Annotated in this window: 25 protein-coding genes and 1 tRNA gene; 14 read left to right on the top strand and 12 right to left on the bottom strand. The window is 70.6% G+C overall.

Features of this window, described 5'->3' with window-relative positions:
- Positions 1–40 precede the first annotated feature (40 nt).
- Genes IEY63_RS14820 through IEY63_RS14810 form a run of 3 tightly spaced genes read left to right on the top strand, consistent with a single transcriptional unit; the run spans position 41 to position 1,606 of the window.
- On the top strand, positions 41–607 hold the full coding sequence (locus tag IEY63_RS14820; RefSeq protein WP_189069779.1) for a hypothetical protein: 567 nt from the start codon (positions 41–43) through the stop codon (positions 605–607).
- 31 nt (positions 608–638) lie between these two features.
- Positions 639–1,166, top strand: coding sequence for a DinB family protein (locus tag IEY63_RS14815; protein ID WP_189069778.1), 528 nt, complete (start codon positions 639–641; stop codon positions 1,164–1,166).
- Positions 1,163–1,606: a hypothetical protein gene (locus IEY63_RS14810; RefSeq protein WP_189069777.1), complete on the top strand. Its 444-nt coding sequence runs from the start codon at positions 1,163–1,165 to the stop codon at positions 1,604–1,606. The genes IEY63_RS14815 and IEY63_RS14810 overlap by 4 nt, the downstream gene beginning before the upstream one ends.
- Positions 1,607–1,627: 21 nt before the next feature.
- On the opposite strand, the gene chrA is transcribed toward IEY63_RS14810, so the two are convergent.
- Positions 1,628–2,809, bottom strand: coding sequence for a chromate efflux transporter (gene chrA, locus IEY63_RS14805; RefSeq protein WP_189069776.1), 1,182 nt, complete (start codon positions 2,807–2,809; stop codon positions 1,628–1,630).
- A 75-nt stretch (positions 2,810–2,884) separates the two neighbouring features.
- Here chrA and IEY63_RS14800 point away from each other — a divergent pair, with 75 nt between their 5' ends.
- A complete protein-coding gene (locus IEY63_RS14800; RefSeq protein ID WP_373290928.1) occupies positions 2,885–3,685 on the top strand; it encodes a VC0807 family protein in 801 nt (266 codons plus the stop codon).
- A 148-nt stretch (positions 3,686–3,833) separates the two neighbouring features.
- Positions 3,834–3,918, top strand: a tRNA-Leu gene (locus IEY63_RS14795).
- 94 nt (positions 3,919–4,012) lie between these two features.
- Here the strand turns inward: IEY63_RS14795 and IEY63_RS14790 are convergent.
- Positions 4,013–5,158 (bottom strand): glycosyltransferase family 4 protein, encoded by a 1,146-nt coding sequence (locus IEY63_RS14790; RefSeq protein ID WP_189069774.1) that lies wholly within the window; start codon positions 5,156–5,158, stop codon positions 4,013–4,015.
- 58 nt (positions 5,159–5,216) lie between these two features.
- Between IEY63_RS14790 and hisA the strand changes: the two genes are divergently transcribed.
- Positions 5,217–5,930 carry a 1-(5-phosphoribosyl)-5-[(5-phosphoribosylamino)methylideneamino]imidazole-4-carboxamide isomerase gene (gene hisA, locus IEY63_RS14785; protein WP_189069773.1) on the top strand — a complete coding sequence of 238 codons (714 nt, stop codon included), beginning with the start codon at positions 5,217–5,219 and terminating at the stop codon, positions 5,928–5,930.
- A 59-nt stretch (positions 5,931–5,989) separates the two neighbouring features.
- Here hisA and IEY63_RS14780 read toward each other — a convergent pair whose 3' ends face one another.
- Positions 5,990–7,159: a YihY/virulence factor BrkB family protein gene (locus tag IEY63_RS14780; RefSeq protein WP_189069772.1), complete on the bottom strand. Its 1,170-nt coding sequence runs from the start codon at positions 7,157–7,159 to the stop codon at positions 5,990–5,992.
- A gap of 91 nt (positions 7,160–7,250) precedes the next feature.
- Between IEY63_RS14780 and IEY63_RS14775 the strand changes: the two genes are divergently transcribed.
- The 3 genes from IEY63_RS14775 (at position 7,251) to dnaX (ending at position 12,093) form a co-directional block, all read left to right on the top strand.
- Positions 7,251–7,673: a thioesterase family protein gene (locus tag IEY63_RS14775; protein ID WP_189069771.1), complete on the top strand. Its 423-nt coding sequence runs from the start codon at positions 7,251–7,253 to the stop codon at positions 7,671–7,673.
- 136 nt (positions 7,674–7,809) lie between these two features.
- Positions 7,810–9,546, top strand: a complete 1,737-nt coding sequence (locus tag IEY63_RS14770; protein WP_189069770.1) for an NAD-dependent malic enzyme — start codon at positions 7,810–7,812, stop codon at positions 9,544–9,546.
- A 204-nt stretch (positions 9,547–9,750) separates the two neighbouring features.
- Positions 9,751–12,093 (top strand): DNA polymerase III subunit gamma/tau, encoded by a 2,343-nt coding sequence (dnaX, locus tag IEY63_RS14765; RefSeq protein WP_189069769.1) that lies wholly within the window; start codon positions 9,751–9,753, stop codon positions 12,091–12,093.
- A gap of 42 nt (positions 12,094–12,135) precedes the next feature.
- On the opposite strand, the gene IEY63_RS14760 is transcribed toward dnaX, so the two are convergent.
- From IEY63_RS14760 to IEY63_RS14750, 3 genes are read right to left on the bottom strand one after another with little or no spacing between them, the layout of a single operon-like run.
- Positions 12,136–12,747 (bottom strand): macro domain-containing protein, encoded by a 612-nt coding sequence (locus tag IEY63_RS14760; RefSeq protein ID WP_189069768.1) that lies wholly within the window; start codon positions 12,745–12,747, stop codon positions 12,136–12,138.
- On the bottom strand, positions 12,744–13,355 hold the full coding sequence (locus IEY63_RS14755) for a macro domain-containing protein (RefSeq protein WP_189069767.1): 612 nt from the start codon (positions 13,353–13,355) through the stop codon (positions 12,744–12,746). Before IEY63_RS14755 ends, IEY63_RS14760 begins: the two co-directional genes overlap by 4 nt.
- Complete coding sequence (locus tag IEY63_RS14750) at positions 13,352–14,737, bottom strand: nicotinate phosphoribosyltransferase (protein WP_189069766.1); 1,386 nt, start codon at positions 14,735–14,737, stop codon at positions 13,352–13,354. Before IEY63_RS14750 ends, IEY63_RS14755 begins: the two co-directional genes overlap by 4 nt.
- A gap of 242 nt (positions 14,738–14,979) precedes the next feature.
- Here IEY63_RS14750 and IEY63_RS14745 point away from each other — a divergent pair, with 242 nt between their 5' ends.
- Positions 14,980–17,481 (top strand): G8 domain-containing protein, encoded by a 2,502-nt coding sequence (locus IEY63_RS14745; RefSeq protein ID WP_189069765.1) that lies wholly within the window; start codon positions 14,980–14,982, stop codon positions 17,479–17,481.
- Between the two features lie 10 nt (positions 17,482–17,491).
- Here IEY63_RS14745 and IEY63_RS14740 read toward each other — a convergent pair whose 3' ends face one another.
- The 4 genes from IEY63_RS14740 to IEY63_RS14725 all read right to left on the bottom strand — a co-directional run bounded on the left by IEY63_RS14740 (position 17,492) and on the right by IEY63_RS14725 (position 20,995).
- Positions 17,492–18,424, bottom strand: coding sequence for a leucine-rich repeat domain-containing protein (locus tag IEY63_RS14740; RefSeq protein WP_189069764.1), 933 nt, complete (start codon positions 18,422–18,424; stop codon positions 17,492–17,494).
- A gap of 37 nt (positions 18,425–18,461) precedes the next feature.
- A complete protein-coding gene (locus tag IEY63_RS14735; RefSeq protein ID WP_189069763.1) occupies positions 18,462–19,241 on the bottom strand; it encodes a metallophosphoesterase in 780 nt (259 codons plus the stop codon).
- A 96-nt stretch (positions 19,242–19,337) separates the two neighbouring features.
- On the bottom strand, positions 19,338–20,198 hold the full coding sequence (locus IEY63_RS14730; RefSeq protein ID WP_189069762.1) for an SDR family oxidoreductase: 861 nt from the start codon (positions 20,196–20,198) through the stop codon (positions 19,338–19,340).
- 59 nt (positions 20,199–20,257) lie between these two features.
- Positions 20,258–20,995, bottom strand: a complete 738-nt coding sequence (locus IEY63_RS14725) for an enoyl-CoA hydratase-related protein (protein WP_189069761.1) — start codon at positions 20,993–20,995, stop codon at positions 20,258–20,260.
- Between the two features lie 248 nt (positions 20,996–21,243).
- Between IEY63_RS14725 and IEY63_RS14720 the strand changes: the two genes are divergently transcribed.
- A complete protein-coding gene (locus tag IEY63_RS14720) occupies positions 21,244–22,839 on the top strand; it encodes a sensor histidine kinase (RefSeq protein ID WP_189069760.1) in 1,596 nt (531 codons plus the stop codon).
- Positions 22,836–23,276, top strand: a complete 441-nt coding sequence (locus IEY63_RS14715) for a response regulator (protein ID WP_189069759.1) — start codon at positions 22,836–22,838, stop codon at positions 23,274–23,276. The genes IEY63_RS14720 and IEY63_RS14715 overlap by 4 nt, the downstream gene beginning before the upstream one ends.
- A gap of 76 nt (positions 23,277–23,352) precedes the next feature.
- Here the strand turns inward: IEY63_RS14715 and IEY63_RS14710 are convergent, their stop codons facing one another.
- Entirely contained in the window at positions 23,353–23,958 is a 606-nt protein-coding gene (locus IEY63_RS14710; protein ID WP_189069758.1) for a hypothetical protein, read from the bottom strand.
- A gap of 159 nt (positions 23,959–24,117) precedes the next feature.
- On the opposite strand from IEY63_RS14710, the gene IEY63_RS14705 reads away from it, so the two are divergent.
- Entirely contained in the window at positions 24,118–24,681 is a 564-nt protein-coding gene (locus IEY63_RS14705; RefSeq protein WP_189069757.1) for a TetR/AcrR family transcriptional regulator, read from the top strand.
- The gene (locus tag IEY63_RS14700) at positions 24,678–25,088 is read left to right on the top strand and encodes a DUF3995 domain-containing protein (RefSeq protein ID WP_189069756.1); all 411 of its coding nucleotides are present in this window, start codon (positions 24,678–24,680) and stop codon (positions 25,086–25,088) included. Before IEY63_RS14705 ends, IEY63_RS14700 begins: the two co-directional genes overlap by 4 nt.
- A gap of 2 nt (positions 25,089–25,090) precedes the next feature.
- Here IEY63_RS14700 and pdxY read toward each other — a convergent pair whose 3' ends face one another.
- Positions 25,091–26,026: a pyridoxal kinase PdxY gene (gene pdxY / locus IEY63_RS14695; RefSeq protein ID WP_189069755.1), complete on the bottom strand. Its 936-nt coding sequence runs from the start codon at positions 26,024–26,026 to the stop codon at positions 25,091–25,093.
- Between the last annotated feature and the right edge of the window lie 7 nt (positions 26,027–26,033).

The following is a 26,033-nucleotide window of genomic DNA, read 5'->3' as shown; positions in this document are numbered from 1 at the left end:
TGCGGCCCCCCTCCTCATGCGTGCCCGCTACCCTGCCGGGATGAAGGCTGCCGGTCTGAAGGTCCTGCGCGCCGCCCTGCTGCCGCTGCTCCTGCTCACGCCCGCGCAGGCTGGAGGGGCGGCGGAACCTGCCTGGGTCGGCCGCGCGGTGGACGTGGCTGCCACGCCGCTGTGCCGGGCGCTGGGTTGCACCCTCCAGACCGTCCGCGTGAACACGCCGGACACCATGGGCTGGCATGACGGCCAGCAGCGCACCTACCGCACCGCGACCGGCTGGCGGCTGGAGGTGGACGTGCATCCCGGAGGTCAGGTCAGCGGCGCTCGGCTGCTGCGTCCCGGCGCGCCGCGCGGCACGCGCCTGAGCGACGCACAGACCCGTGAGGCCGCCGCGTTCCTGAGCGCCCTGACCGGTCGAGGCTTCCGCGCGCAGGCCGTGCGGAACTGCGTCACTGCCGGGCTGGCCGCGCAGGACCGTGACCCCGACGCCTACGGCCCCACCGACCCTCTGAGCCGCTGGAGCACGCCCGCCGGGTGGCCGTTCCGGGCGCGCTGCGGCGTCGCGGGCGCGGGCCTGCTGGGCGTGTGGGCCGGGTGGAGGCAGGGCTGACTGCGCCCGCCACGCGGCGTACACTGCCCGCATGACCACATCCCTGCATGACCCTGCCGCGCTGGCCGTGATGGGCGCAGGCCCGGACGACGTCCGCGCCCGCCTGGACCGCGAACTCGACCTGTTCGAGGCGCACCTGCGCACCCGTCAGGGCGACTGGACGCAGACGCAACCCGGCCGTGACTGGAGCCCCGCGCAGGAAGCCGAGCACGTCATGAAAATCAACGACACCATCGGGCGGGCGGTGGGCCTGCTGCTGTCCGAGCGCGACCTGCGCCCCACGCCGCAGATCCCCGGGGAGCTCACGCCGGACGGGCGCCGCATCGCCCCGCCCCACAGCCGACCCAGTGAGACGGGTCTCGCCTGGGAGGACCTGGACGCCGCCTGGGCGCAGAGCCGCGCGGGCTTCCTGAACGTCGCCGCCGGGCTGCGCGCCACGCCGGGCCGCACCCTCTGGCATCCCTTCTTCGGGGAGCTGGACGCCCTGGACTGGACGCGCATGGTCGCCGCGCACCTGTACCAGCACCGCAAGGCCCTGGAACGGAGCGCGCAGCCGTGACCGCCCCGACCTCTCGCACGGACAAGGGCACGCGGGGCTTCGAGCTGGACCTGCACGTCACCTTCACCCGCCCGCTGCCGGAAGCGCAGGCCCGCGCGGCGTTGCTGGCGCTGCCGGGCTTCACGGTGGACCTGTACCGCCCGCACCCCAACCCCACCGGCCAGAGTCCCACCGGGCAGGTGCCCAGCACGCCAGAGGAGGCGCCGGGCGTGCCGTCCGCGCGCCTGACCGGGCCGCTGAGCGACCCGGACGCCGTGCGGGCTGGACTGGCCGCCCTGCTTGGCCAGGACGCCCGGTACGTGGAGGTGGGCCTGCGTGGGTTCCTGCGCAGCGCCCAGGGTCAGACCGAGTGGATGCCGTGGCGGCGCAACGCCGTCCTGCCGCGTATGGACGTAGCCCGCGTGACCTTCGAGGAGAGCGTCCGCTTCGTGTTGGAGTAGGTTCCGCCGCCCCTGAGCGGCTCAGGCCAGCACGAGGCCCAGCGCCGCGCTGACCGGCACGACCACCCACGCGGGCACCCGCCCCGCCGTCAGGGCCGCGTACGCGACCAGTGCGGCCGCCACGTCTGCCGGGCCGCGCACCGCGCCCGTGAACACCGGCGTGTACAGCGCCGCCAGCAGGAGGCCCACCACGCCCGCGTTCACGCCCGCCAGGGCCGCGCGGGCGCCCGCGCGGCCACTCAGCGCGGACCAGAACGGCAGGGCGCCCAGCATCAGCAGCGCGCCCGGCAGGAAGATGCCCAGCGTGCCCAGCGCGGCGCCCACGCCCGCGCCCAGCCCCAGTGGGGGTGCACTGGCCGCGCCCAGGTACGACGCGAACGTGAACAGCGGACCCGGCATGGCGTTCGCCGCGCCGTACCCGGCCACAAACGCCCCATGCGGCAGCAGGTTAGGCACGAACGCAGGTTCCAGCAGCGGCAGGACCACGTGCCCCCCGCCGAACACCAGCGCGCCCGCCCGGAAGGTGGCCCACAGCAGCGCCCACCCGCCTCCCAGACCGGACAGCGCCGCGAAGATCACCGCCAGCGCCGCGCACAGGCTCAGCAGCGCCGCTCCCGCCCGGCGCGACACCGACACGCGCAGCGCCTGCCCCTCCGTGACCGGCGCCGTCAGGGTGCGCCAGCCGATCAGGGCGCACAGCCCCAGCACGCCCAGCGTGCCCCAGCCCCCTGCGCCCGGCCACCACGCCGGCAGGACCAGCAGCGCCGCTGCGGCGCCCAGCGCCAGGCCTGCCCGCACCCGGTCCATGACCAGCACCCCCCACATGCCCGTCACCGCCTGCGCCACGACAGCCACCGCCGCCAGCTTCACGCCCTGCACCCACCCCGCGCCGTCCGCCGCGCCCGCCAAGAGCGCCGTGCCCAGCAGGGCCATGATCAGCGCGCTGGGCAGCGTGAACCCCAGCCACGCTGCGCCTGCCCCCGCCCACCCGGCGCGGCGCAGCCCCACGGCCAGCCCCACCTGCGAACTGCTGGGGCCCGGCAGGAAGTTCGCCACCGCCACCAGCTCCGCGTACTCGGCGTCACTGAGCCACGCGCGCCGCTGCACGAATTCCGCGCGGAAGAAACCCAGGTGCGCGACCGGCCCCCCGAAACTCGACAGGCCCAGCCGCAGGAACACCGTGAAGACCTCCAGAACACGCATCACCGCCCAGGGTACCGGACGGCCCGTCAGGTCCGCCCCCACCGCCCGCCGCTCCTCACGCGGGAATGCACGAGAATGCCCGGCATGACCGCAGCCCCCACTCCCACGCCCGCCAAGCGCCCACGCGTGCCCAAGACCGTCTGGGACCTGATCTTCACGCTGGTCATCCCGATCCTGATCCTCAGCCCGAACATTCTGGGCAGCGGCATCAGCATTGCCGAGCAGGTGTTCGGCGGCGGCACCACCGGCAACGTCCGCGCGTACCTGCTGGCCGCGCTGATTCCCGTCGCGTACGTCCTGTGGGACCTGCTGGTGAACCGCAACGTCAGTCCCGTCGCGCTGATCGGCGGGGCGGGCGCGCTGTTCAGCGGCGCGCTGGCCTTCTGGTACGTGGACGGCTTCTGGTACGCCATTAAGGACAGCGCCCGCTCGTACCTGACGGGCCTGCTGTTCCTGATCAGCGCGGCCACCAGCGTGCCCTTATTCCGGGTGTTCATCGACGCGACCAGCATCGGCGAGAGCCCCGAGCACCGCGCCGCCACCCAGATCGCCATGCGCGACCCCGTCGTCAGGCGCGGCCTGGTGCAGGGCACCGTCGTGTTCGCCGTGGTGGACCTGATCGGCGGCGTCGTGAACAGCGTCGTGAACTACCAGCGGGTCACCGCGAAGTTCGGCACGGACGACTTCAACGCTCAGATTGCCGCGGTGAACGCCGTCATGCGCGTCCCGGGCCTGATCATCAGCCTCGTGGGCGTCATGGGCGCCGTGTGGCTCCTGAACCGCGCCGTGAAAGCCCGCTACGGCGAGGGCGCCAGTCTGTTCGAGCCTGGCAAGCTGGCCGAACGCCTGCGTGAACGCGGCGAACCCGTCGCCTGAACATCAGCGGGAAGCCGCGCCGGTGGAGGGTGTCCTGGCGCGGCCCGGTCCTGCCTCCGGGTGAGGGGTGTTGACAGTTCGGGCACCCACCTATAAAGTAAGCGAGCCCTGAAACGCGCCCGAGCGCGGGCGAGATTACCAAAGGTGTGCCGAGGTGGCGGAATTGGTAGACGCACTAGTTTCAGGGACTAGCGCCGCAAGGCGTGTGGGTTCAAGTCCCATCTTCGGCACCACACAGAAGGCCCCAGCACTGCTGGGGCCTTCCTGTTGTCGTAGGGGCGGGCAGAAGGCCCGTTGACCTCTCCCAGCCCCGGCGCGCTGGCTGGTCTACCGGCGTCTGCGCCGCAGGGCGTGCTCGTACACGGCCTCCAGGGCGGCGGCGCGGGTGCTCAGGTCGTACTGCCCCGCGCTGGCACGTGCGCCCGCCTGGAGGCGTTCCAGCTGACCGGGCATCAGGGTGTCCAGCAGGCCTTCTGCCAGGGCGTCGGGCGTGGCGGCGCGCATGGTCCCATTCACGCCCTCCTCGATCAGGTCCAGCGCGGCGGGGCTCTGCGCGGCGACCAGGGGCGCGCCCGCCGCGAGCGCCTCGATCATGCTCATGGGCAGCACCTCGCTGGTGCTGGCGGTGAGGAACACGTCGGCCGCCGCGAGGGCTTCCGGCACGCGGGCGTACGGCACGGGGCCGGTGAAGGTCACGCCCTCAGGGGCGCCCAGTTCCAGCGCGGCGCGGCTGGGGCCGTCCCCGACGACCAGCAGGCGCAGGTCCGGGCGGCTGGCGCGAGCGCGGTCGAAAGCGCGCAGCATGACGTCCAGGTTCTTCTCGGGGGCCAGGCGGCCCAGCGACACGACCAGCGGCGCGTCCGGCGCCACATGGTACGTCTCGCGGAACGCCGCGCCGGTGGCGGCGCGGAACGCGGCGAGATCCACCGGGTTCGGCATCAGGTCCACGCGGCCCTGGAAGCCGTACTCGCGCAGCATGTCCACCATCGCGCGGCCCGGCGCGAGCACCGCGTCCACCCGGCGCGCGAAGGCACTCACGTGCGGGCGCAGCACGGCGCGGCCCACCCGCTTGGGCATGGGCGCGTAGTGCAGGTACTGGTCGTACTGCGTGTGCGCGGTGTACACCACGGGCGCCCCCGACAGCCGCGCCCACTTCAGGGCCAGCTGGCCCGCCAGGAACGGGTGCATGGTGTGCAGCACGTCCAGGCCGCGCAGCGGCAGTCTAGATGTCAGCAGTGGGCCCGGCGCGAGCATCACGGGATAGTCCGCCGGGGCGCCCAGCGCCCGCGCGCCCGCGAAGGACGAGTTCAGGCGGTACACGCCGTCCTCGTGGGGGGGCATCAGGGGGTGGCGGGGTGCGAAGATCCGCACCTCGTGCCCGCGTTCACGCAGGCCCCGCGCGAACAGCGCCGTGCTGGTCGCCACCCCGTTCCGGGACGGCAGGTAGGTCGCAGTGACAATCCCGACGCGCACCCGCGCAGTGTAGCCCCGCAGGGTCCCTCACGCGAGCCGGCCCCGTATCCTGTGGCCCATGCAAGAGCCGCTCATCATTCCCTGCGTGGACATCCAGTCCGGCCGCGCCGTGCGCCTGTTCGAGGGCGACCCGGACCGCGAGACCGTGTACTTCGACGCCCCCCTGGACGCCGCCCAGCACTGGGTTGGCCTGGGCGCGGGCCTCGTGCACCTCGTGGATCTGGACGCTGCCACCGGACGCGGCGAGAACCGCGCCGTGATCGCGCAGATCACGCAGGAACTGGGCGTGCCGGTCGAGGTGGGCGGCGGCATCCGCAGCCGCGAGGCCGCCGAGGAGCTGCTGCGCCTGGGCGTGGACCGCGTCGTGATCGGCACCGCCGCCGTGAAGCAGCCGGAACTCGTGCGGGACCTGATCGCCGCGCACGGCCCGGAACGCGTGGTCGTCAGCCTGGACGCGCGCGGGCTGGAGGTCGCCACGCACGGCTGGGCGCAGGGCAGCGGCGTGATGGTCGCCGACCTGACCCCCACCCTGGCCGACGCGGGCCTGGAGACGCTGATCTTCACGGACGTCACCCGCGACGGCACGCTGCGCGGCCTGAACCGCGACCTGATGGCCCAGGTCCGCCGTCTCTGGACGAACACGCTGATCGTGGGCGGCGGCGTCGCGAACCTCGACGACGTGCACCTGCTGCGCGAGGAGCACATCGAGGGGGCCATCGTGGGCCGCGCCATCTACGAGGGCACCCTGCCGTTCCCCGCGACGCTGAACTGAGCGTGTGAACAGACGCGGGGCGGAGGCCGTGACCCACCTCCGCCCCGCGCGCTGGGACCTTACTTCCGGCGGCCACCCGTGATGCCCAGCAGTCGCAGCACGATCACAGCGGGCACGGCGAGGACGGCGGTCAGGGCGTTCCAGAGGGCGGCGCGGACGGTGGGGAGCACGCGGCCCTCGTCGCGGCGCGGCACCTGCCTGAGCACGCGCGGCAACCTCGGCATCTGAACGCCCAGCACCCGGCCCCGCGCGTCCTGCGCGGGCCGCCCGGCGGCGTTTTTCGCGTCGCGTTCCTGGGCGCTCTCGGTGGGGTCGATGTCCACGCCCTGCGCGGCCAGCGCCTCCTTCTTCGCGGTGTTCGCGGCGCCCCCGGCGTGCGTGCCGAACTTCTGCGAGTACACCCAGGTCACCTCGGCGCCGAAGAAGAAGATCATCGCGGAGTAGTAAATCCACAGCAGCAGCACGATCAGGGTCGCGGCGGCCCCGAAGGCGCTGCCGGGCGCCGCCTGACCCAGGTACAGGCCGATGCCCAGCTGGCCCAGCGTGAACAGCGTGGACGTGAAGAAGCCGCCCACCCACACCTCGTGCCACTGGAGTTTCACGTCGGGCAGCACCTTGTACACGCCCGCGAAGACCGGCGCGAGGAACAGCGTGGACAGCAGCGCCGTGCCCAGCCGCACCAGGAACGCGCCCGCGCCGATGGTGTCGCCCAGCCGCTGCGCGATCGCGGACAGGTACGTGTTCAGGCCCAAGAACACGATCAGCAGCAGCCCGATGGCGATAATCATCAGGAAGGACTTCACGCGCGTCCACAGGATGTTCACGATGCCCTGCGGCGGGGCCGGGTCCGCGCCCCACATGGAGTTCAGGGCGTCCTGCACCTGCACGAACAGGCCCGTGGCGCCCATGAACAGCGTCACGAACGCCGCGATGGTCGCCACGAGGCTCCCCTTCAGGAGGCTGTCGGGTTTGATCAGGCCGCGCAGGAACTCGGCCGTGTCGGTGCCCAGGTTCTGCGACACCAGCCCCGCCGGGCCGAACAGCTGATCCAGCACCGCCGAGTCGGTCAGGAACCGCCCGGCGACCGCCACGGCCAGCAGCAGCAGCGGCGCGATGCTGAACATGGCGTAGTACGCGATCGCGGCGGCCAGGCGCGGGGCCTTGTCCTGCCCGAAGGCCAGGAACGCCTCGCGCAGCAGGGTGAACAGGTCAGCAGGCTTGAGCCTCATCCCGGCAGTCTAAAGACGCGGGGCGCAGGTGTCCGCAGGAGCGGGATTCACGCTTTTCCCATACTGGCCCCGCCCTGCTAGCCTGCCCGTCATGCACGCCATCCCGGAAGGCTTCACGCAGACCCTGACCGTGACCGTCACCGACGACATGACCGTCGACTTTGGCGAGCTGGGCCGCCTGCACCCCGTGTACGCCACGTACTGGATGGCCAAGCACTTCGAGGAGGCCGGGCGCAAGATCATCCTGCCCTTCCTGGAGGCCGGCGAGGGTGGCATCGGGACGCAGGTGGACGTCACCCACACGGCCAGCGCGCTGCCCGGCATGACCGTCACCGTGACCGCCACCTTCGACCGGCTGGAGGGCCGGCGCATCGTCGCCCGGATGCGCGCCGTGAACGAACTCGGCGACGAGATCGGATTTGGGAGCACCACCCAGATGGTCCTGGCGCAGGCGCGGATCGACGCCGGATTCGACACGCTGCGGCAGCGCTGGGCTGAGAAGGTCAAGGAGTGACAGAAGGAACCCTGGTCCATTTCCCCCTTCTGTTCATGGCCTGAACTGAGCTGAGCGCCTGCCTGGGCGGTGGCGTGCGTTTCGTGCGCCGTGTTCCTGGACCGAGTGCAGCGCGTGCCGGCTATGCTGGAGCGTCATGCCGAAATCTCTTCCCGTGTCCCGGTACTACGACGTGCAGCGCGATGAGTCCGGTCAGCGCTTCATCCGCGTGAACGTGACGGGCCTCGCCCTGCTGCAAAACCCCCTGCTGAACAAGACCACCGCGTTCACCCCGCAGGAGCGGCGCGAACTGGACCTCGAGGGCCTCGTGCCGCCCCACACCAGCACCTTCGAGGAGCAGAAGGAACGCACGTACCTGCGCTACCTGAAGTGCAACTCCGACCTGGAAAAACACGAGTACCTGCGCGCTCTGCAGGACCGCAACGAGGTACTGTTCTACGCGATCCTCGAAGATCACCTTGAGGAGATGCTGCCGATCATCTACACGCCCACCGTGGGCGAGGCGGTCCGGAACTACTCCAGCAACTACCGCTACCCGCGCGGGTTCACGGTCAGCACCGGCGACATCGACCGGGTGGACGACATGCTGGAGAACGTCACCGTGAACGACGTCCGCATGATCGTCGCGACCGACAGCAGCGCCATCCTGGGCATCGGCGACCAGGGCTTCGGGGGCATGGCGATCAGTATCGGCAAGCTGTCCCTGTACACCGCCGCCGGGGGCGTCGGCCCGGACAAGACCCTGCCCGTGGAACTGGACGTCGGCACGAACCGTCAGGACCTGATCGACGATCCGCTGTACCTGGGCGTGCACCACCAGCGCCTGACCGGTGCCGAGTACGACGAGTTCCTGGACGCGTTCGTAGAGGCCGTGTCGCACCGCTACCCGAAGGCGATCATCCAGTGGGAGGACTTCAGCCGCGGCACCGCCTTCCGCGTGCTGGAACGCTACCGCCGGGTGGTGCCCAGCTTCAACGACGACATCCAGGGCACGGGCGCCATGGCGCTGGCGGGCCTGATGCGCGCCGCGCAGATCAAGGGTGAGCGGCTGGAGGATCAGGTGTTCGTGATCGTCGGCGCGGGCGCCGCCGGGATCGGCGTGGCCATGGCGATCCGGCAGGGCCTGATGACCTGGGGCGGCCTGAGCTTTGCTGACGCGAACGCCCGCGTGTTCGTCGTGGACCGCCACGGCCTGCTCATGCACGGCCAGCCGGACCTGGAGGAACAGCAGCTGAGCTTCGTGCGCCGCCCCGAGGACCTCGCGGGCTGGACGTACGAGGGCGAGTATCCCAGCATGCACGACGTCCTCGTGAACGCGCGGGCCACGGCGCTGCTGGGCTTCACCGGCGTGCCCGGCCTGTTCCGCCAGGAGAGCATCGAGGCGATGCTGGTCAACACCCCACGTCCCATCGTGTTCCCGCTCAGCAACCCCAGCAGCCACGTCGAGGCCCGCCCCGCCGACGTGATCCACTGGACGCACGGCGGCGCCATCGTCGCGTCCGGCAGCCCCTTCCCGGACGTGGAGTACGGCGGGCAGCGCCACCCCATCGGGCAGGGCAACAACGCGTTCATCTTCCCGGGCCTGGGCTTCGGCGCGATCGCCAGCCGCGCCCGCGAGATCACCGACACCATGGTCATGGAAGCCGCCCGCACCCTGGCCGAATTCACCGCGCAATACGGCGAGCGCGTGTACCCCCCCATCAGCGACCTGCGCGAACTGAGCATCCAGGTGGCCGTGAACGTCGCCCTGCAATCCATCCGCGACGGCGTGTGCGCCGAACGCCGCATCCGCAACATGACCAGGGACGAACTCGAACAGGTCATCCGGGCCCGCGCCTGGGAACCCCGCTACCTGCCACTGCGGAAGGGGTGATGGATGAAAGTTGATGGGTGATGGAAGGGGGCTGCTCTCCGTCACCCATCAACTCTGCCTCCCGTCACCGCGCCGCTTCCCGCCTGGGCTCTAGAATGGTGAGGTGAAGCGGCGTGCGTGCAGGGATGAGGTCGGGTTGAGCGGCGAGAGGCCGCGTGGTTCAGCGTTCGAGCCGCTCCTGCGCCGCGCCGCCTGGGGGCGCGCGTGAGTGCCATCTACCAGCGGGCCCGCCCGGTGCGGTGGGAGGACGTGGTCGGGCAGGAGCACGTCAAGGACGTCCTGAAGGCCGCGTTGGAGCAGGGCCGCGTGGGGCACGCGTACCTGTTCAGCGGGCCGCGCGGGGTGGGGAAGACCACCACCGCCCGCCTGATCGCCATGACTGCCAACTGCACCGGCCCGATGCCGAAGCCCTGCGGGGAGTGCGAGTCGTGCCTGAGCGTCCGCGCCGGGTCGCACCCGGACGTCATGGAGATCGACGCGGCCAGCAACAACAGCGTGGACGACGTCCGCGACCTGCGCGAGAAAGTCGGGCTGGCGGCCATGCGCGGCGGGAAGAAGATCTACATCCTGGACGAGGCGCACATGATGAGCCGCGCCGCGTTCAACGCCCTCCTGAAGACGCTGGAGGAACCACCCGGCCACGTCATCTTCATCCTGGCGACCACCGAACCCGAAAAGATCATCCCCACGATCCTCTCGCGCTGCCAGCACTACCGCTTCCGCCGCCTGACCCCGGAGGAGATCGCCGGGAAACTCGCCGGACTCGCCCAGCGTGAGGGTGTGCGGGCCGAGGGCGATGCCCTGCAACTCATCGGGCGGCTGGCCGACGGCGCCATGCGTGACGGCGAGAGCCTGCTGGAACGCATGCTGGCCGCCGGCACCGCCGTGACCCGTGCGGGCGTGGAGGAGGCGCTGGGCCTCCCACCCGGCGAGCGCGTGCGCGGCATCGCCGCCGCCCTGGTGAGCGGCGACGCGGGCGCGGCCCTGAGTGGCGCGGGGCACCTGTACCGCGACGGCTTCGCGGCCCGCACGGTCGTCGAGGGCCTGGTGGCGGCGCTGGGCGCGGCCCTGCACGCCGAACTGGGCCTGAACCCCGACGGTCGTTTGGACGGCGCGGACATTCCCCGCCTGCTGAAACTCCAGGCGGCGCTGGACGAGCAGGAATCCCGCTTTGCCCGCGCGGCCGACCAGCAGAGCCTCGAACTGGCCCTGACGCACGCCCTGCTCGCCGCCGACACCGTGACCGGTGGCAGCGCCCCGGCCAGCGCGGGCGCGGGGGCCGCCCTCCCGGCCGACCTCGCGCAGCGCCTGAACCGCCTGGAGAAGGAACTCGCCACGCTACGCGCCAATCCGCCCGCCGCTCAGGCTGGCCCGACCGCTGAATCTCGCCGTGCCCCCGCCGCCCCGGCTGGTGCAGGCCCCGGCCCGCGCGCCGCCAGCCCCGACCCCGCGCAGCCCGTCCCCGTCCCGACGGGGGGCAGCTGGGCGGACGTGACCCGGCAGGCCAGCATGCAGCTGCGCGCGTTCCTGAAACCCGCCCGGCAGCACGCCGAACCCGGCTACGTCAGCCTCGGGTACGACGACCGCAACGCCTTCCACGCCAAGCAGGTCGCCGCGAAATTCGACGACATCGCCAAGATCGTCCTGAGCGTGTTCGGCCCGGTCACGTTCGAACTGATCGCGCCGGAAGGCAGCCGCCGCGTGAACCTCGGCGGGGGTCAGGGTGGTGGGGGACAGGCAGGCAGCGTGCCAGCCCCCACGCCCGACCCCACCCCACCCGCCCCAGCCCCGGCCCGCGCCGCACCTCCCGTCCGCGAGCCCGCGCCGGACCACGGGGCCGCGCCGGACGTCGCGCCGTTCGACCCGACCCGCAGTGCCCCCCGCCGCCCCGCGAGCACGCGCGGCCCGGACTTCGCCTCCATTGACCCGCCGCAGGCCCAGGCCACCCCGATGCAGCCCATGCAGGCGCAACAGCCGCAGGCCACCGCGCACACCCAGGCCGCGCCGCCCCCACGCGCCAGCGTCGCCACCCTGCCCCCACCCCTCCCCGAACGGCGCGTGCCCCCCACCAGCCCGGACGACGCCGCGCCCGCCCCGCTGGCCGACCTCGACCCCGGCCCCTGGGACGACACGCCCGCCGCGCAGCCCGCCAGCACCCCCCGTGACGCCGGGCCGCCCCCCCGCAGTGAACGCAACCTCTACCTGGGCGAGGTCATCACAGAGGAACCCGACTGGAACGCCTTCGGCGGCCCCGACCTGCTGGGCGACCTGCCACCCGAGGAGGACATGCCCTTCGCGGATCTCAGCGTCCCCCGCCCCGCCCCGAAACCCACCCCGGCCCCCACGCCCGCCCCGCAGGAGGCGAAAGCCCCCCCGCAGGACGCCAGGGTGACTCCCGGACGGCCCGGCGATATCCGCGCCCACCCCGTCTACGAGGACATCCGCACCCGCTTCAGCGGTCGCGTCCGCGAGATAGGTAAGAACCGCAACACCCCACCCGTCCCCGACACGCTAGGCGCCGACCTTCCCGAAGAGGACGACGAGTAAACAGAGCAGCAGCCCCCGGCCAACGCTAGGGGCTGCTGCCGTTCAGAGGTCCGCGCGGGTCAGCCGCACGTGCCAGAGCTTCGCGTCCTGCAGTGTGGGCAGCTGCGGCGTGCGGCCCAGCACCACCGCGTCGTACGCGGCGCGCATCTGCCGGGCACACACATCCGGCGCGATGCGGCCAATCGCGGTCCCCAGTCCCGGACACGCCACCCGCCGGATGGGTGACCCGCCCGACGCGTTGTGCGCCTGCACTGCCAGCAGCGCCGCCCGAAACGCCAGGAACGCATTCGGCGTGCCGGACACGTCCGCCGGGACGCGCATGGTCGGCGCGCAGATCAGGTGCGGCCACACCGCGTCCAGCGTCGCCACGACGAACGCCTGCCCGACCAGCAGCTCCCCGTAGAAGTCCCGGCGGATGCGCTCCTGCACACGCGCCTGCAAGTCCCACCCGAACTGCTCACTGAACGCCAGATCAATTCCGCCATCCATGAACCCGAAACTGTTCGCCGGGCTGACCAGGGCGTCCGCCTCATCCTGGAAGATGTCGCCCAACTGCACGCGCACCTGATCCACACCCGCGAAATGCGCCGCCCAGGCGTCCACGACCTCTGGAGTGCGATCACGAAGGTCGAAGCGGACGCCTGTCAAGTTCATAGATCGTCTCGAATCATCTGTGTGTGCCAGCCGACGGCGTCGCTGAAGTGTTCGAACCTGGGTTTATTCCCCATAACGACGGCGTCGAACGCCGCGCGCATCTGCTTGGCGCAGACCTCAGAGGGCAGCCGACCAATAGCCGTGCCTAGGCCGGGGCAGAGAAGACTGCGGATGGGTACGGGGTGGGTCGCATTGTGGTGCCGGACAGCGCGCAGGGCGGCTCGGAAGGCGAGGTAGGCGTTCGGGGTGTGTAGGATCACGGACGGTACGCGCATGGTCGGGGCGCTGATCATCCAAGGAATGTCACGGTGACCTGTCGGAAGGAGTTCCGCCTGCCCTACGGGAAGTTCACCGTCGTGCCGCTCCAGGATGAGGTCCTGAAGGGCTTCGGATAGCTGCCAGCCAAAATGGTTGCTGTACGCCAGATCAATTCCGCCGTCCATAAACCCGAAGCTGTTCGCCGGGCTGACGATCACGTCGGCGGTACGCCCGAAGATGTCACCTTCAGAAACGGTCACGGAGGGGCAGTCATGGAAGTGGCGTCTCCACGCGGCGACCAGATCAGGTTTGATGTCGCGGAGCTCGATCTGGATGTCGCTGATGCTCATCCCCGCACCCGGATGGTCTCCAGCGTGTCGCGGACGATCAGTTCGCCGTCTTTGTACACGGTGCGCATGAGGCTGCCGGGGAAGTCGGTGTCGAAGGTCTTGTACGCCCTGGTGACCATGCGCCCGCCTTCCTGCACGAGGTCGAGGACGCCGTCCTTGCTGCGTTTGCCGGGGTCGGTGACGGGATCTTTGTAGATGCCGCGGTACGCGCCGTCGATCTGGCCGGCGCTGGCCTTGTACGCGAAGCGCTGGGTGTCGCGGTCGACTTTCTGAAGCAGGGCGCCGCCCATGCCGAAGGAGACGTTCTCGGCGCTGTAGCCGTCCACGTCGAGGTTCCCGAGGATCTGGCGGATGGTGTCCTCGTCGATGCCGTCGCCCTGGATGACGCGGACGTGGTTCAGGACCTTGTAGCCCTTGCTGTTGGTGGTGGTGCCGTACTTGGCGGCCAGGGCGTTCACGGAGAGGCGGACCATGGCGGGCGGTTCGCCGCTGTCGGGCCGGACGACCAGGGTGCCGCCCGAGGCGATGACTTCGGCCTTGAGTTCCTCGCCCCAGAGGGTGTTGATGGCGTTCTTGAGGTCGTAGCTGTCGCTGACGACGGCGTAGATGCTGCCGGGGCGGCTGAACTGCGTGATCATGTTGCGGTACGCGTCGACCTCGTGTTCCTTGCCCCAGCTGGTGATGGTGCTGTGTTCGGCGGCGGGGATGCTGAACGCGGCGATGTCGGCGCCGTAGTGGTTGCGGGCGACGCGCAGGGCTTCGAGAGTGTCGCTGCCCTGGAAGTTGATGAGGTGGGCGAGGCCGCCGATGCCGGCGCTCTCGCGGCTGCTGACGCCGCGGCTGCCGAAGTCGTGCAGTTTGAACGGGAGTTCCTCTGCGGCGCGGTCGCTGGTTTTTTCGAGGGCGGCGCGGATGATCTCGCGGATGTGCCAGCTCTGCGTGGCGACGGTGGTGGGGTACCAGACGCGCATCAGCATCGTCTCGAACCAGCCGACCAGCCAGGGGAGTTCGGGGTCGGTGTTCGTGCAGCTCAGGAGGACGTTGTGGATGGGCACCAGGGTGCCTTCGGGCACGGCGCGGACTTCCAGGGGCAGCCTGCCGCCGTGAACGTTCACGACCCGCATCCAGCCGTCGTAGGGGAAGGGTTCGCCGTGCGCTTCGATCAGGGCGCGGGCTTCCTCGACCATCTCGGCGGTGACGCGGGTGGTCAGGTAGCGGTCCAGGATGTACTGGAGGCCGAAGAAGCGCGTCTGCGGGTACTTGCCACCGCGACTTTCCAGGTAGCTGAAGAGGCGGGTGGTGCCTTTCGGGTATTGCAGGAAGTGGCTGCTCTTGTAGCTGTCGGTGTCGAGGATGATGTTGTGGTCGTTGAGTCGGGTCATGGGATGCCTCCTATGGTGCAACCTCTTGCTTGGCTCATAATCCAAAAATCTATTATGAAAACTATGAAAAAGTGAATTGAGTCTGTTGAGGTTGTTGTCCGTCTGATACTCCGTGGGCAGGGTGTAGGCAGAAATGACGTGCTCAACGCTCTTTCGGTGCAGCGGCACTGGCCTGACTGGTCCGTGGGAGCAGTGCGAAGTCCTTCACGTCAGCTTGCTGACCCGGCGTTTATCATTCCTTCATGCCCGTGCGCCGCTCTGCATCCGTCCTTCTCCTCACTGCGCTCCTGACTGCCTGCGGCTCCGGATCCAGCGGCACCAGCCCCACCACGCCGCCCTCCACCACCCCCACCCCGGCGCCCACACCCGCCCCGGCACCTGCGCTGAGCACCGTCAGCTGGACCGACCCCGCCACCTGGGGCGGCACCCTGCCCGCCGCCGGGCAGCAGGTCACCCTCCCCGCCGGGAAACGCGTGCTGCTCGACACCACCCCGCCTGACCTGGCCGGCCTGACCATCCCCGCCGGCAGCGCCCTGGAATTTGACGACCGCGCCGACCGCACCCTGCGCGCCGAGTGGATCATGGTGCACGGCGAACTCCGCGTGGGCCGCGAGGACAAACCCTTCACGCACCACGCCGAGATCCTCCTGACCGACAGGACCCCCGGCGAGAACATCATGGGTATGGGCGACCGCGTGGTGGGCGTCATGGACGGCACCCTGGAACTCCACGGGCAACCCCGCCTCGCCTGGACGCGCCTGAACGCCACCGCCACGCGCGGCAGCAGCACCCTGACCCTGGAGCGCGCGCCCGACTGGCAGCCGGGCGACAGCCTCACGCTGACCAGCACGGACTTCAACCCGAACCAGACCGAGCAGGTCACCGTGCAGCGCGTCAGCGGCAGCACCGTCACCCTGGCCGCCCCGCTGAAGTCCACGCACTGGGGCGCCCCGATCACCGTCGCGGGCCTCAGCGTGAACGAACGCGCTGAGGTGGGCCTCCTGACCCGCAACGTCGTCGTGGCCGCCACCGACGACGCCGCGCAGACCAGCCTGGGCGCCCACGTCATGATCATGGGCGCCAGCGCGGCCCGCATCGAGGGCGCGGAATTCACCCGCGTCGGGCAGCTCAACACCCTGCGCCGCTACCCCGTGCATTTCCACCAGCTGGGCAGCGCTCCCAGCTCCTACCTGCGCGGCAGCAGCGTGCACGCCTCCTACAACCGCTGCGTGGTCATCCACGGCACCTCGGACCTGCGCGTGCAGGACAACGTCACCTTCGACAACATCGGCCACTGCATCTTCCTGGAAGACGGCGACGAGACCGGCAACACCCTCAGCGGGAACCTCGTCACGCGCGTCAAGGCTCCCGACAGCAAACAGGGCCAGACGCCCCTGCTCGGCAGCGACAAACGCCCCGCCGCGTACTGGATCACCCACCCCGCCAACACCGTCCAGAACAATGTGGCTGCTGGCGTGGACGGCACCGGCTTCTGGCTCGCGTTCCCCGAGCACCCCACCGGCCTAGCCGCCACGAAGACCGACATCTGGAACCGCCGCACGCCCCTGGGGGCGTTCAGCGGCAACGTGGCCCACAGCACCGACCGCGGCCTGAACCTCGACAACGGCCCGAAAGCCGACGGCACCACCGAAGTCACGTATTACGCGCCCGTCACCACGCCCAGCGACCCCAAAAGCGCCCCCGTCACCGCCACCCTCAGCACCTTCACGGCGTACAAGAACCGCGATCACGGCGTGTGGCTGCGCGGCCGGAGCCACATCTTGCTGAACGCCATCCTCGCCGACAACGGCGTGGGCGCCACCTTCGCCAGCGACGCCAGCACCCTCAGGGGCGGCGCCCTGATCGGCGAGACGCCCAACGTCGGCCAGCCCGACAGCTGGGAACCCACCGGTACCGGCGGCCGCGCCCTGCCGCGCCCCTGGGACGCGTCTTTCCCCATCCGCGGCTACCAGTTCTACGACGGGCACGTCACCATTGACGGCGCGGCCCTGGCCGGCTTCACGCCCGACGCGACCCGGCAGGCCAGCGGCCTCGGGTACCTCACGAAGAACGCCTTCTCACTGGTCCCCACCAACAACGCGCTGAACCTCCGCTGGGCTGACGCCAGTGCCCGCGTGTACTTCCCGGACGCGCAGGCTGACAAGGACGGCGACAAGGCCGCCACCTTCCTTGACACCGACGGCAGCGTCACCGGCAAGGCCGGGCTGACCGTCACCGCCAGTCCCCTGCTGAAAGGCGCGCCGGACTGCACCATCAACGCCAGCTGGAACGCCAGCACCTGCCCCGGCACGTACGGCCGCCTGTGGCTTCAGGACGTCAACGGCGGCACCCTCGCCCCCGTCAACGTCACCGGCCCCAACGGCAGCCTGCAACTGACCGGCACGCCCAGCACGTACACCAGCTTCAGCACCAGCGCCCGCCTCGGGGACGCGTACACCCTGACGCCCAGCGCCGCCAGCGCCCACCTGCGCCTCGGCCTCCAGAACCGCCAGCCCGGCGACACCGTCACCGTCACCCTGCCCGCCGCGGCCGAACCCCGCCTGTACCGCGACTGGTGGATCGACAACCGCAACCTCCTGAAGAAAGTCAGCCCCAGCGCGCTGGCCAGCACCACCGGCGACAGCTACGCGTACGAGAACGGACAGGTCACGCTGAAACTCGTGGTGCAGCAGGGGCGCGACTACGCCGCGGTGGACATCTGCACCACTGACCTGTGCAAGTGAACCCCGCTGACTACAGGTAGATCTGACATCCCCGCGCGATCAGGGCGTCGAACGCGCGGGGCAGCTGCTCAATGCAGTTCCAGCGCAGGTCGAGTTTCCGTAGGTTCGGCAGGCGCGCCAGCCCCCCGGGCAGAGTGGACAGCCCATTGGCACGCAGGTCCAGGGTGTGCAGCGCCGTCAGGTTCTCCAGCGCGTCCGGAATGTGCGTCAGCGCATTGAAGCGCAGATTCAGCATGGTCAGGCGCGCCAGCTGCCCCAGGGTGTCCGGCAGCGCCGTCAACGCGTTGCCCTGAAGGTCCAGCACTTCCAGCGCCCCGCACCCGCCCAGACGGTCCGGCAGCCGGGTCAGGCGGGTGTTCATGACGTGCAGTTCCCGCAGCGCCCCCAGTGTCCCGACGCTGTCCTGCAGAGCCTCAAGCGGATTGCCGTACAGCCGCAGTTCCGTCAGGGCGCGTAATTCGCCCAGCCACTCCGGCAGGTGCGTCAGGGCGTTGTCCGTGACGTTCAGGTACGTCAGCGCGCCCAGGTGCCGCATGGACTCCGGCAGGGTGGTCAGGCGGTTGTGGCTCAGGTACAGAAACCGCAGCTGACCCAGACCCCGGAAGGCATCCGGCAGGGCCACCAGTTCGTTGTGGCCCAGATCCAGCATGTGCAACTCGCGCAGGTTACCCAGCGCGTCTGGCAACGCCGGGAAGCGGTTCGCGGACAGGTTCAGCGTCCGCAACTCCGGGCGCGTCCACACCCAGTCCGGCACCACCGTCAGGGCATTGTCATACACGCTGAAGGCCATCACGTCCAGCGCGATCTGCCGCTCTGGGACCTCGCCCAGGCCCAGCCCATCCAGATTCACGCGCCGCACCCCCGACCAGTCCGGCAGCGCCAGCAGCGCCGCCCCCCGGACGTCCGAGAGGTGCTGGTGAACGGGCGGCGCGGCAACAGGCATGCCCGCAGCGTAGCGGCCCCAGGCAGGTTCGGGACGCTCAGGTCGTCAGAACGACGACGCGCTTATCAACATTCAGCACGGCCTCGCCACCGGGTAGACGGTCCAGCGGCTCAGCCCAGTGGACGTGCCCGCAGACGGTCAGCGGTGGGGGAGAGGCGCGCAGCACACGGCTCAGGGCCTCGTCGCCCTGCTGGGACGCGCTCATCTCGGGCGCCTGATGGAGCAGCAGCACGTCCGGGCAGTGCTCCAGCGTCAGCGTCACACCCGCCAGATAGTCCGCCTCGGTCCGCCGGATGGGCCGCGCCGGGTCCCCGATCACCCCGCCCACCCCCACGACATGCAGGCCGGACAGCGTCACGCCCAGTACGTCCAGCAGGTGCGCTCCCGCCAGCGTGTCCGGGTGCGGGTCGAACGTGTCGTGGTTGCCCTGCACGCCCGCCACCCACGCGAACGCACCCGCGAAGGCCGCCCACACCGGCGCGACGTTTCCGGTCGCACCCCGCACGTCCCCGCCGGGCGCGGCGTACAGGTCACCGGCGAGCAGGACGCCTGTCCTGTCCGGAGGGGGCACGCGACCCTCGGCGGCCAGCGCGGCCAGGGCGGTCACGACCTCCAGGCCCAGCAGGCGCGACTCGCTCCAGTCCTGCACCACGCCCTGCAGGTCACCGGTCAGGAGCATGGCGTCCAGCCCGTTCGGCAGGGCGTCCACCTGACCGCGCAGGAACGGCAGGTGCCCGGTCTCCGTCCCGCCCCATTTCGCGGCGTTCAGGAACCGGATTCGGTGGAAGGGACGGTCCCGAAGGCTCAGCAGGCGCATGCCCCGATGCTGCCTGGGGCGGGCACTGGGGCACATCGGCCAGAACGCTCAGCGGGTCAGGCGACGTTCACGACCTGCGCCCCCCTCGCGGCCGGGTCAGTCTTTCTTCGGCAGGGCGAGGCCCATCTGCTGGTACATCTGGTACTGCGGCGCGCCGCCCAGCATGTTCTGGCCGCCGTCCACGGGCAGGATGACGCCCGTGACGTAACTGGCCGCGTCACTCACGAGGAATAGGGCGGCGTTGGCGATGTCCTGCGGGATCCCGAAGCGGCCCAGCGGGACGGTGCTCATGAACTGGCGGCGGGTCTTCTCGTCCGGGGCGAGGCGGGCCATGCCCTCGGTGCCGTCAATCGGGCCGGGAATGATGGCGTTCACGCGGATGCCGCGCAGGCCCCACTCGACGGCGAGGGTGCGGGTCAGGGCGTCCACGCCGGCCTTGGCGGCCACGACGTGCGCCTGCATGGGCACGGGCACGCCGTACGCGCTGATGCTCAGGACGTTCCCGCCGGGGGTGGTCAGGTGCAGCGCGCAGGCCTTGATGGTGTTGTACGTGCCCAGCAGGTCAATGTCCACGACGGTCTTGAAGCCGTTGGGACTGATGCCGTCCACCGGGGCGGGGAAGTTCCCGGCGGCGCCCGCCAGGACAATGTCGATCGGACCAAAGGTGCTCACGGCCTGCTCGGCGGCGGCCTGGAGGGCGGCGATGTCGCGCACGTCGGCGCTCACGCCGATGGCCTGCCCGCCCGCGTCCGTGATGCCCTGCGCGGCCGTCTGGGCTTTCTCAAGGTTGCGGCCCAGGATGGTGACCCGGCAGCCGTGCGCGGCGAAACTCTGCGCGATCCCGAGGTTGATGCCGCTGCCGCCCCCGGTGATCAGGGCGTGCTTGCCCTGCAGGAGGTCGGGGCGGAAGGTGCTGTCGGCGGTGCCGGGCTTGAGGGTGCCGGGGTTCTGGCTCATGATGAGGCTCCTTTGAGGGTCGGAAGGGCTACGGGTCGGAGGGAACAGCGGTTCGTGCCCTACTTCAGGGCCTGCGCGAGGCCCTCGGCGCTCATGTGCTGGGCGTTCCAGCGTACGGCGTGGTCGAGGCTCTGCGCGTGGGGAAGGCGGTCCTGGAGGGTGCGTTTGGTGCCCTCGACCGCGCGGGGGGGCAGGGTGGCCAGCTGCTCGGCCAGCGCCTGTGCCCGACCAAACAGGGCGTCGGGGGTAGGCAGCAGTTCGGTGATCAGGCCCCAGCGTTCGGCCGTGGCGGCGTCAATGGGGTCGCCGGTCAGGGCGAGGTGCGCGGTGCGTCCGGTGCCGATCAGGTGCGGGAGGCGTTGCAGGCCGCCCAGGTCGGCGGTGATGCCCAGGCGCACCTCGGGCAGGCTGAAGCGGGCGTCCGCGCTGGCGATGCGGAGGTCGCAGGCGCTGATCAGTTCCAGGCCCGCGCCAATGCACCAGCCATGCACGGCGGCGATCACGGGGATGGGCAGCGCGGCGAACGCGTTGATGGCGGCGTGCATCTCGGCCACCACGGCCGCGAACGCCTCGGGGTTCCCGAGGGTGAGGGCGATCACGGGGGCGCTGGCGCGGACGTCCAGCCCGGCGCTGAAGAGGTCCTGGCCCCGCAGGATCAGGGCGCGCGCGCCGCCCAGGTCGCTCAGGACGCGGGGGATTTCGGGCCAGAAGGTCGGGCCCATGCTGCCCTTCTTGCTGGTCAGGGTCAGCGTGGCGACCTCACCCGCGTGGGTGAGATTCACGTTCTGGAATGTCATGCGTTCACTGTACCCCGCCAAGATGAACTGGGTTCAAAATTCGCCCGCGGGTGTGAGGCGCAGTGACCTCCCGGGAGACGTCGGCGGGGCCTACTGACCCTGCTGCCCCAGGGCTGCGTACGGCCCGGCCACTTCCCGGATCAACCGGCAGGAACAGCGTCCTCGTCGCCTTGAACTTAAATCATTTCACCTCGCAGGGCCGCCGGGCGCCGCTGCGCTCGGCCTGCGCTGCACTACAATGCGCGGGAATGTCGGCCCCCGCCCCCCACGCCGAGCCGGGTGCACCCACAGCGGACGTCCAGACGCCCGCGCCCCTCAGGGGCGTGCCCAGCCTGCGGCAGGTTCTTCTGCGCCCGTTCGTGCTGCCCTTCGCGCTGCTGCTGGGTGTGGGCGCGACCATCACGTACGGCGTGAACCGCAACGATCAGGCCGTCGGGCTGGTCCTTGACGCCCAGACCCGCCTGCAACTCATCACGGACCTCGCCAAGCAGGTGTCCGTCATGGAAAGCGGCCAGCGCGGCTACGTGATCACCGGCCAGCCCCTGTTCCTGGAACCCTACGAGAACGGCAAACTGACCTTCCAGGCGGACGTGTTCGCCCTGCATGACCTGAGCGTCACACCGCTGCAACGCACGAACCTGGCCCGCGTGCAGGCGCTCGTGAACCGCTGGCACGAGGAGGCGGCCCAGCCGGAAATTCGCGCCCGGCAGGTGTCCATGTCGCGCGCGGCCGAGCGGGTCAGCGGCGGCGTCGGCCGGACCCTGCTGAACGACGCCCGCACCGTGCTGGACACCATGACCACCAACGAATCCATCCGCCTGAGTGACGCCACACGCGCCAGCAAGTCCCTGCTGCGCCTCGTGCAGCTGCTCAGCGTGGCCGGGGTGCTGCTCAGCGTCACGCTGATCCTGTTCACCGCGTACCGCGTGACCCGCTCGGTTAGCCGCATGCTGCTCAGCCTGAACAGCGCCGCCCAGAGCATCGCGCAGGGCCACTACGACCAGCGCACCCCCCGCATGCCCGTCGAGGAACTCGCGCACCTGGGCGCGCAGTTCGATGCCATGGCCAGCGCCGTGCAGGACCGCGAACGGCAGCTGCGGGGCGCGGCCGAGGCCCTGCGCGCCACCAACGAGCACCTGGAACGCAGCAACCGGGAACTGGAACAGTTCGCGTACGTCGCCAGCCACGACCTGCAAGAACCCCTGCGGACCATCGGCAGCTATACCGAACTGCTCGCCCGCCGCTACCACGATCAGCTTGACGATCGCGCCCGGCAGTACATCGACTTCACCACGTCCGCCACGCTGCGCATGAAGACCCTCATTCAGGACCTGCTGGTGTACTCCAGGGTCCGCAAGGCCCCGCGCGTCACGCAGCAGGTGGACCTGAACGTCCTGACCAGCGAGATCACCGCGGACCTCAACGCCCAGATTCGCAGCAGCGGCGCGCACGTCCAGGTGGAGGCCCTCCCGACCGTGATAAGCAGCCCCGACCTGCTGCGGCACGCCCTGCAGAACCTCATCGGCAACGCCCTGAAATTCCAGCGGCCCGGCACGGCCCCCCACGTGCACGTCCGAGCCGAGCGCCGCCCGGGCCGCTGGGTGATTCACGTGCAGGACAACGGCATTGGCATTGCCCCCGAGTACCACGACCGGATCTTCGGGGTGTTCCAGCGCCTGCACCCCATGGACGAATACGCGGGCAGCGGGATCGGACTGGCCGTCACGCGCAGCGCCGCCGAACAGCTCGGCGGGGAACTCTGGCTGGACAGCGTCCCCGGTCAGGGCAGCACCTTCCACCTAGCCCTTCCCGACCCCCCCGACCCCACCGGAGACCCCACATGACCCGACCCGTCGAAATTCTCCTCGTAGAGGACAACCCCGCCGACGTGCTGCTCACCCAGGAGGCCTTCGAGGAAGCGCACTTCGAGCACCGCCTCAGCCACGCCCGCGACGGCGTGGAAGCCCTGGCGTTCCTGCGCCGCCAGGACGGTCAGGGCAGCGCACCCCGACCCGACGTGATCCTGATGGACCTGAACATGCCGCGCATGACGGGCCTGGAACTGCTGGACGTCCTCAAGGAGGACGATGAGCTGCGCAGCATTCCCGTGATCGTCCTGACGACCAGCCGCGCCGAGAATGACATCTGGCGCAGCTACAACCTGCACGCGAACGCCTATATTCCCAAACCCGTGTCCATCGCGGAATTCGTGGAAGTCATCGAGACCCTCGGGAACTTCTGGTTTCACAAGGTGGCCCTGCCCCAACCGCCCCGCTCCTGACCTGACGTCCCAACAGGCCGAGCCCCCACCCTCCGCGGAAGGTGGGGGCTCGGCGCCGCCTGATTACGCAGCTTGATTACATCGTGGCGTTGTAGTCCATGCGGCGGGCGCCGCTGTCGACGATCTCGCCGCCGTGGCGGGTCACGGCGTCCATCAGCACGTCCTGGGGCACGCTGTCATCCACGGCCACGACGCGGCCGCCACTGTTGATGGTGCTGTCCATACGGTCGTAGTACGTGTCGTCCACGTCGTACCGGTCATCGTAGGTCTTGCCGGTCTCGTCGACGCCCATGGCGCCGCCGGTGGCTCCCACGGCCGCGCCCACGCCCGATCCCAGGGCCGTCATGCCCAGGATGACCGGGAGGGCCAAGCCGCCCGTGGCGATGGTCGCGCCGGTCGCCAGGATGCCTGCCGCCGCGCCGACTACGGCGCCCACGCCCGTCCCCTTCACGGCGCCCGCACCGGCGTCTTCCGCCGTGCCGCCCACGCCGTCACCTTCCATCGTCAGCGAACCGTGGCCGTCCATGTCCGTCCGGGTCGTGTCGCTGTAGGTGGCGTCGGTCGCCGCGCTGCGGCGGGTGTAGGTGCTCGTTCCCATCGTGGGAGCGATCACGCCCTGGGCCTGAAGGTCAGCAGTGAAAGCATCGGCCGCAGCCGCCGTCGGGAACAGAATATGTTTCATGACTGCCAGTCTTCTCTGCGCCCCCCGCCTCCTCCATGAGAGCGGTCGCAACAGGCGTTGGCCCGATCCTGAACGGAAGCTGATCAGCGTCTCATGGAACGCGACCATACGGTCCGCAGTGGTGCCCGGCCCGCCCGCCCCGCTACCGTACGGACACGTATGGCCCTGACCTCCGACGACTGGCTGCGCGCCGCCTACCACCACTTCGCCGATCACGGCCCGGACGGCGTGCGCGTCGAACGACTGGCCCGCACGCTGGGCGTCAGCAAGGGCAGCTTCTACTGGCATCACCGCGACCGGCAGGCCCTCCTGACCGCCCTGCTCAGCCGCTGGGAGCAGCTGAGCACCGACCTGATCCACACCGCCGAGCAGCAGCCCTGCCCGCGCGCCAGCGTGCAGTGGGTGCTGGACAGCCTGCTCCAGTCCGTGCCCAACTCGGTGCGGAGCGAGACGCAGTTCCTGAACTGGAGCCGGAGCGACCCGCAGGCCGCGCTCGTGGCCGCCCGCGTCGAGGATCGCCGCGTGGCCTTCCTGACCCGGCAGGTACGCCGCAGTGGCCTGGACCCGGCCGACGCCCCCCTGCGCGCCGAACTGCTGTACGCCGCCCTGATTGGCCTCCTGGACCGCGTCGGGCGGGGCAGCGCCGCCGCCTCCCTGCCCACCCTGAGCACGCACCTGCTGTCCCTGATCCCCCCGCGCGCCCTGACCCCGGAGCCCGCGTGACGGTCTGCTCCGTTCCCGCGGCCCTGATCCTGGCGGCGCTGTCCGCCCTGCATGTGTACTGGGCCTGCGGCGGCACCGCCGGCCTGCACGCCGCGCTGCCCCAGATCACCCCACGGGCGGGCAGCGGACCGGCCTTTCAGCCCGGTCCGGGCCTCACGCTGCTGGTGGCGGTCGCGCTGGGCAGCGGCGCCGCCCTGGCCCTGCTCGCCCCGGCCGGCGGCACGCCGCGCCTGCTCACGTTGGCGGTCAGCGCCGCGTTCGCGCTGCGGGTGCTCGGGGACTTCCGGTACGTGGGCCTGTTCAAACGGGTCCGCGGCACCACCTTCGCGCACTGGGACGACCGGCTGTTCATTCCCCTGTGCCTGACCCTGAGCCTGCTCCTGCTGGGCGCCGCGCGCCCCGCCTGACCTCAGCCGACCTGCTGCGACTCGAACACCCGCGCGGGCTTCAGGAATTCGTCCTGCGCGGCCACCAGCTGAATCTCCCGGGTGCCCGCCACGTGCGTGCGCTGCAGCAGAGCGTACAGGGCGCTCATGGACAGGCTCAGGGCCTGCGCGGCGTCCCCACCGCGCAGGTAATGCCCCAGGAACAGCGCCGCGATGGCGTCCCCGGTGCCGTTGCGCGGCGGGTCCAGCGGTAGCAAGGGCGTGCGGCACAGCCACGCGCCCCCGTCCGTGACGACCAGCGTCTCAATACTCTGCTCCGGCGCGCCGCTGCGCACCAGACTGGTCACCACCACGATCCTTGGGCCACCCGGGCGCAGCCGCTCCCGCAACAGCCGGGCGGCCTCCAGCGCGTGCTCCAGCGTGTCCACCGTGACGCCGGTCAGCAGTTCCAGCTCGAACTGGTTCGGCGTGACGAGGTCCGCCTCCGGAATCGCCTGTGCCGCAATCAGGTCCGGTAGTTCCGGTCGGACGAACACGCCCCGCCCCACGTCCCCCATCACCGGGTCGCAGGCGTACAGGGCGTCCGGGTTCGCCACGCGCACACGCCGCACGGCGTCCACGACCGCCGCGACCGTGCCCTCGCTGCCCATGTAGCCGCTCAGGACCGCGTTGCAGTCGCCCAGCGCCCCGCGCGCCTCGATCCCGCCGATCAGGTCCGCGACCTGCTCGGGCGGGAACACCGCGCCCGTCCACGCGCCGTACCCGGTGTGGTTGCTGAACTGCACCGTGTGAATCGCCCAGACCTCAAAGCCCAGGCGTTGCAGCGGGAACACGGCGGCGGCGTTTCCCACGTGGCCGTACGCCACCCATGACTGGATGCTCAGGATGTTCTGCGGCAGTGCCGGAGAGGTGAGGTCCGGTGACAGTGCAGGGTGGGCGGCGGGCGGGGCGTCCTTCATGCCGCCC

The sequence above is a fragment of the Deinococcus radiotolerans genome (genome assembly GCF_014647435.1).
Lineage (GTDB): Bacteria > Deinococcota > Deinococci > Deinococcales > Deinococcaceae > Deinococcus > Deinococcus radiotolerans.
This window is presented reverse-complemented; position numbering and strand designations above follow the sequence as displayed.

What these genes read in the sequence shown, in the direction of transcription:
- chrA (WP_189069776.1), bottom strand. Translation starts at nt 2,809, where the DNA reads ATGCGTGTTCTGGAGGTCTTCACGGTGTTCCTGCGGCTGGGCCTGTCG.
- pdxY (WP_189069755.1), bottom strand. Translation starts at nt 26,026, where the DNA reads ATGAAGGACGCCCCGCCCGCCGCCCACCCTGCACTGTCACCGGACCTC.
- IEY63_RS14750 (WP_189069766.1), bottom strand. Translation starts at nt 14,737, where the DNA reads ATGACCCGACTCAACGACCACAACATCATCCTCGACACCGACAGCTAC.
- IEY63_RS14720 (WP_189069760.1), top strand. Translation starts at nt 21,244, where the DNA reads ATGTCGGCCCCCGCCCCCCACGCCGAGCCGGGTGCACCCACAGCGGAC.
- IEY63_RS14740 (WP_189069764.1), bottom strand. Translation starts at nt 18,424, where the DNA reads ATGCCTGTTGCCGCGCCGCCCGTTCACCAGCACCTCTCGGACGTCCGG.
- IEY63_RS14710 (WP_189069758.1), bottom strand. Translation starts at nt 23,958, where the DNA reads ATGAAACATATTCTGTTCCCGACGGCGGCTGCGGCCGATGCTTTCACT.
- IEY63_RS14800 (WP_373290928.1), top strand. Translation starts at nt 2,885, where the DNA reads ATGCCCGGCATGACCGCAGCCCCCACTCCCACGCCCGCCAAGCGCCCA.
- IEY63_RS14745 (WP_189069765.1), top strand. Translation starts at nt 14,980, where the DNA reads ATGCCCGTGCGCCGCTCTGCATCCGTCCTTCTCCTCACTGCGCTCCTG.
- IEY63_RS14760 (WP_189069768.1), bottom strand. Translation starts at nt 12,747, where the DNA reads ATGAACTTGACAGGCGTCCGCTTCGACCTTCGTGATCGCACTCCAGAG.
- IEY63_RS14775 (WP_189069771.1), top strand. Translation starts at nt 7,251, where the DNA reads ATGCACGCCATCCCGGAAGGCTTCACGCAGACCCTGACCGTGACCGTC.
- IEY63_RS14715 (WP_189069759.1), top strand. Translation starts at nt 22,836, where the DNA reads ATGACCCGACCCGTCGAAATTCTCCTCGTAGAGGACAACCCCGCCGAC.
- IEY63_RS14755 (WP_189069767.1), bottom strand. Translation starts at nt 13,355, where the DNA reads ATGAGCATCAGCGACATCCAGATCGAGCTCCGCGACATCAAACCTGAT.
- IEY63_RS14770 (WP_189069770.1), top strand. Translation starts at nt 7,810, where the DNA reads ATGCCGAAATCTCTTCCCGTGTCCCGGTACTACGACGTGCAGCGCGAT.
- IEY63_RS14725 (WP_189069761.1), bottom strand. Translation starts at nt 20,995, where the DNA reads ATGACATTCCAGAACGTGAATCTCACCCACGCGGGTGAGGTCGCCACG.
- IEY63_RS14705 (WP_189069757.1), top strand. Translation starts at nt 24,118, where the DNA reads ATGGCCCTGACCTCCGACGACTGGCTGCGCGCCGCCTACCACCACTTC.
- IEY63_RS14780 (WP_189069772.1), bottom strand. Translation starts at nt 7,159, where the DNA reads ATGAGGCTCAAGCCTGCTGACCTGTTCACCCTGCTGCGCGAGGCGTTC.
- IEY63_RS14815 (WP_189069778.1), top strand. Translation starts at nt 639, where the DNA reads ATGACCACATCCCTGCATGACCCTGCCGCGCTGGCCGTGATGGGCGCA.
- IEY63_RS14730 (WP_189069762.1), bottom strand. Translation starts at nt 20,198, where the DNA reads ATGAGCCAGAACCCCGGCACCCTCAAGCCCGGCACCGCCGACAGCACC.
- hisA (WP_189069773.1), top strand. Translation starts at nt 5,217, where the DNA reads ATGCAAGAGCCGCTCATCATTCCCTGCGTGGACATCCAGTCCGGCCGC.
- IEY63_RS14820 (WP_189069779.1), top strand. Translation starts at nt 41, where the DNA reads ATGAAGGCTGCCGGTCTGAAGGTCCTGCGCGCCGCCCTGCTGCCGCTG.
- IEY63_RS14735 (WP_189069763.1), bottom strand. Translation starts at nt 19,241, where the DNA reads ATGCGCCTGCTGAGCCTTCGGGACCGTCCCTTCCACCGAATCCGGTTC.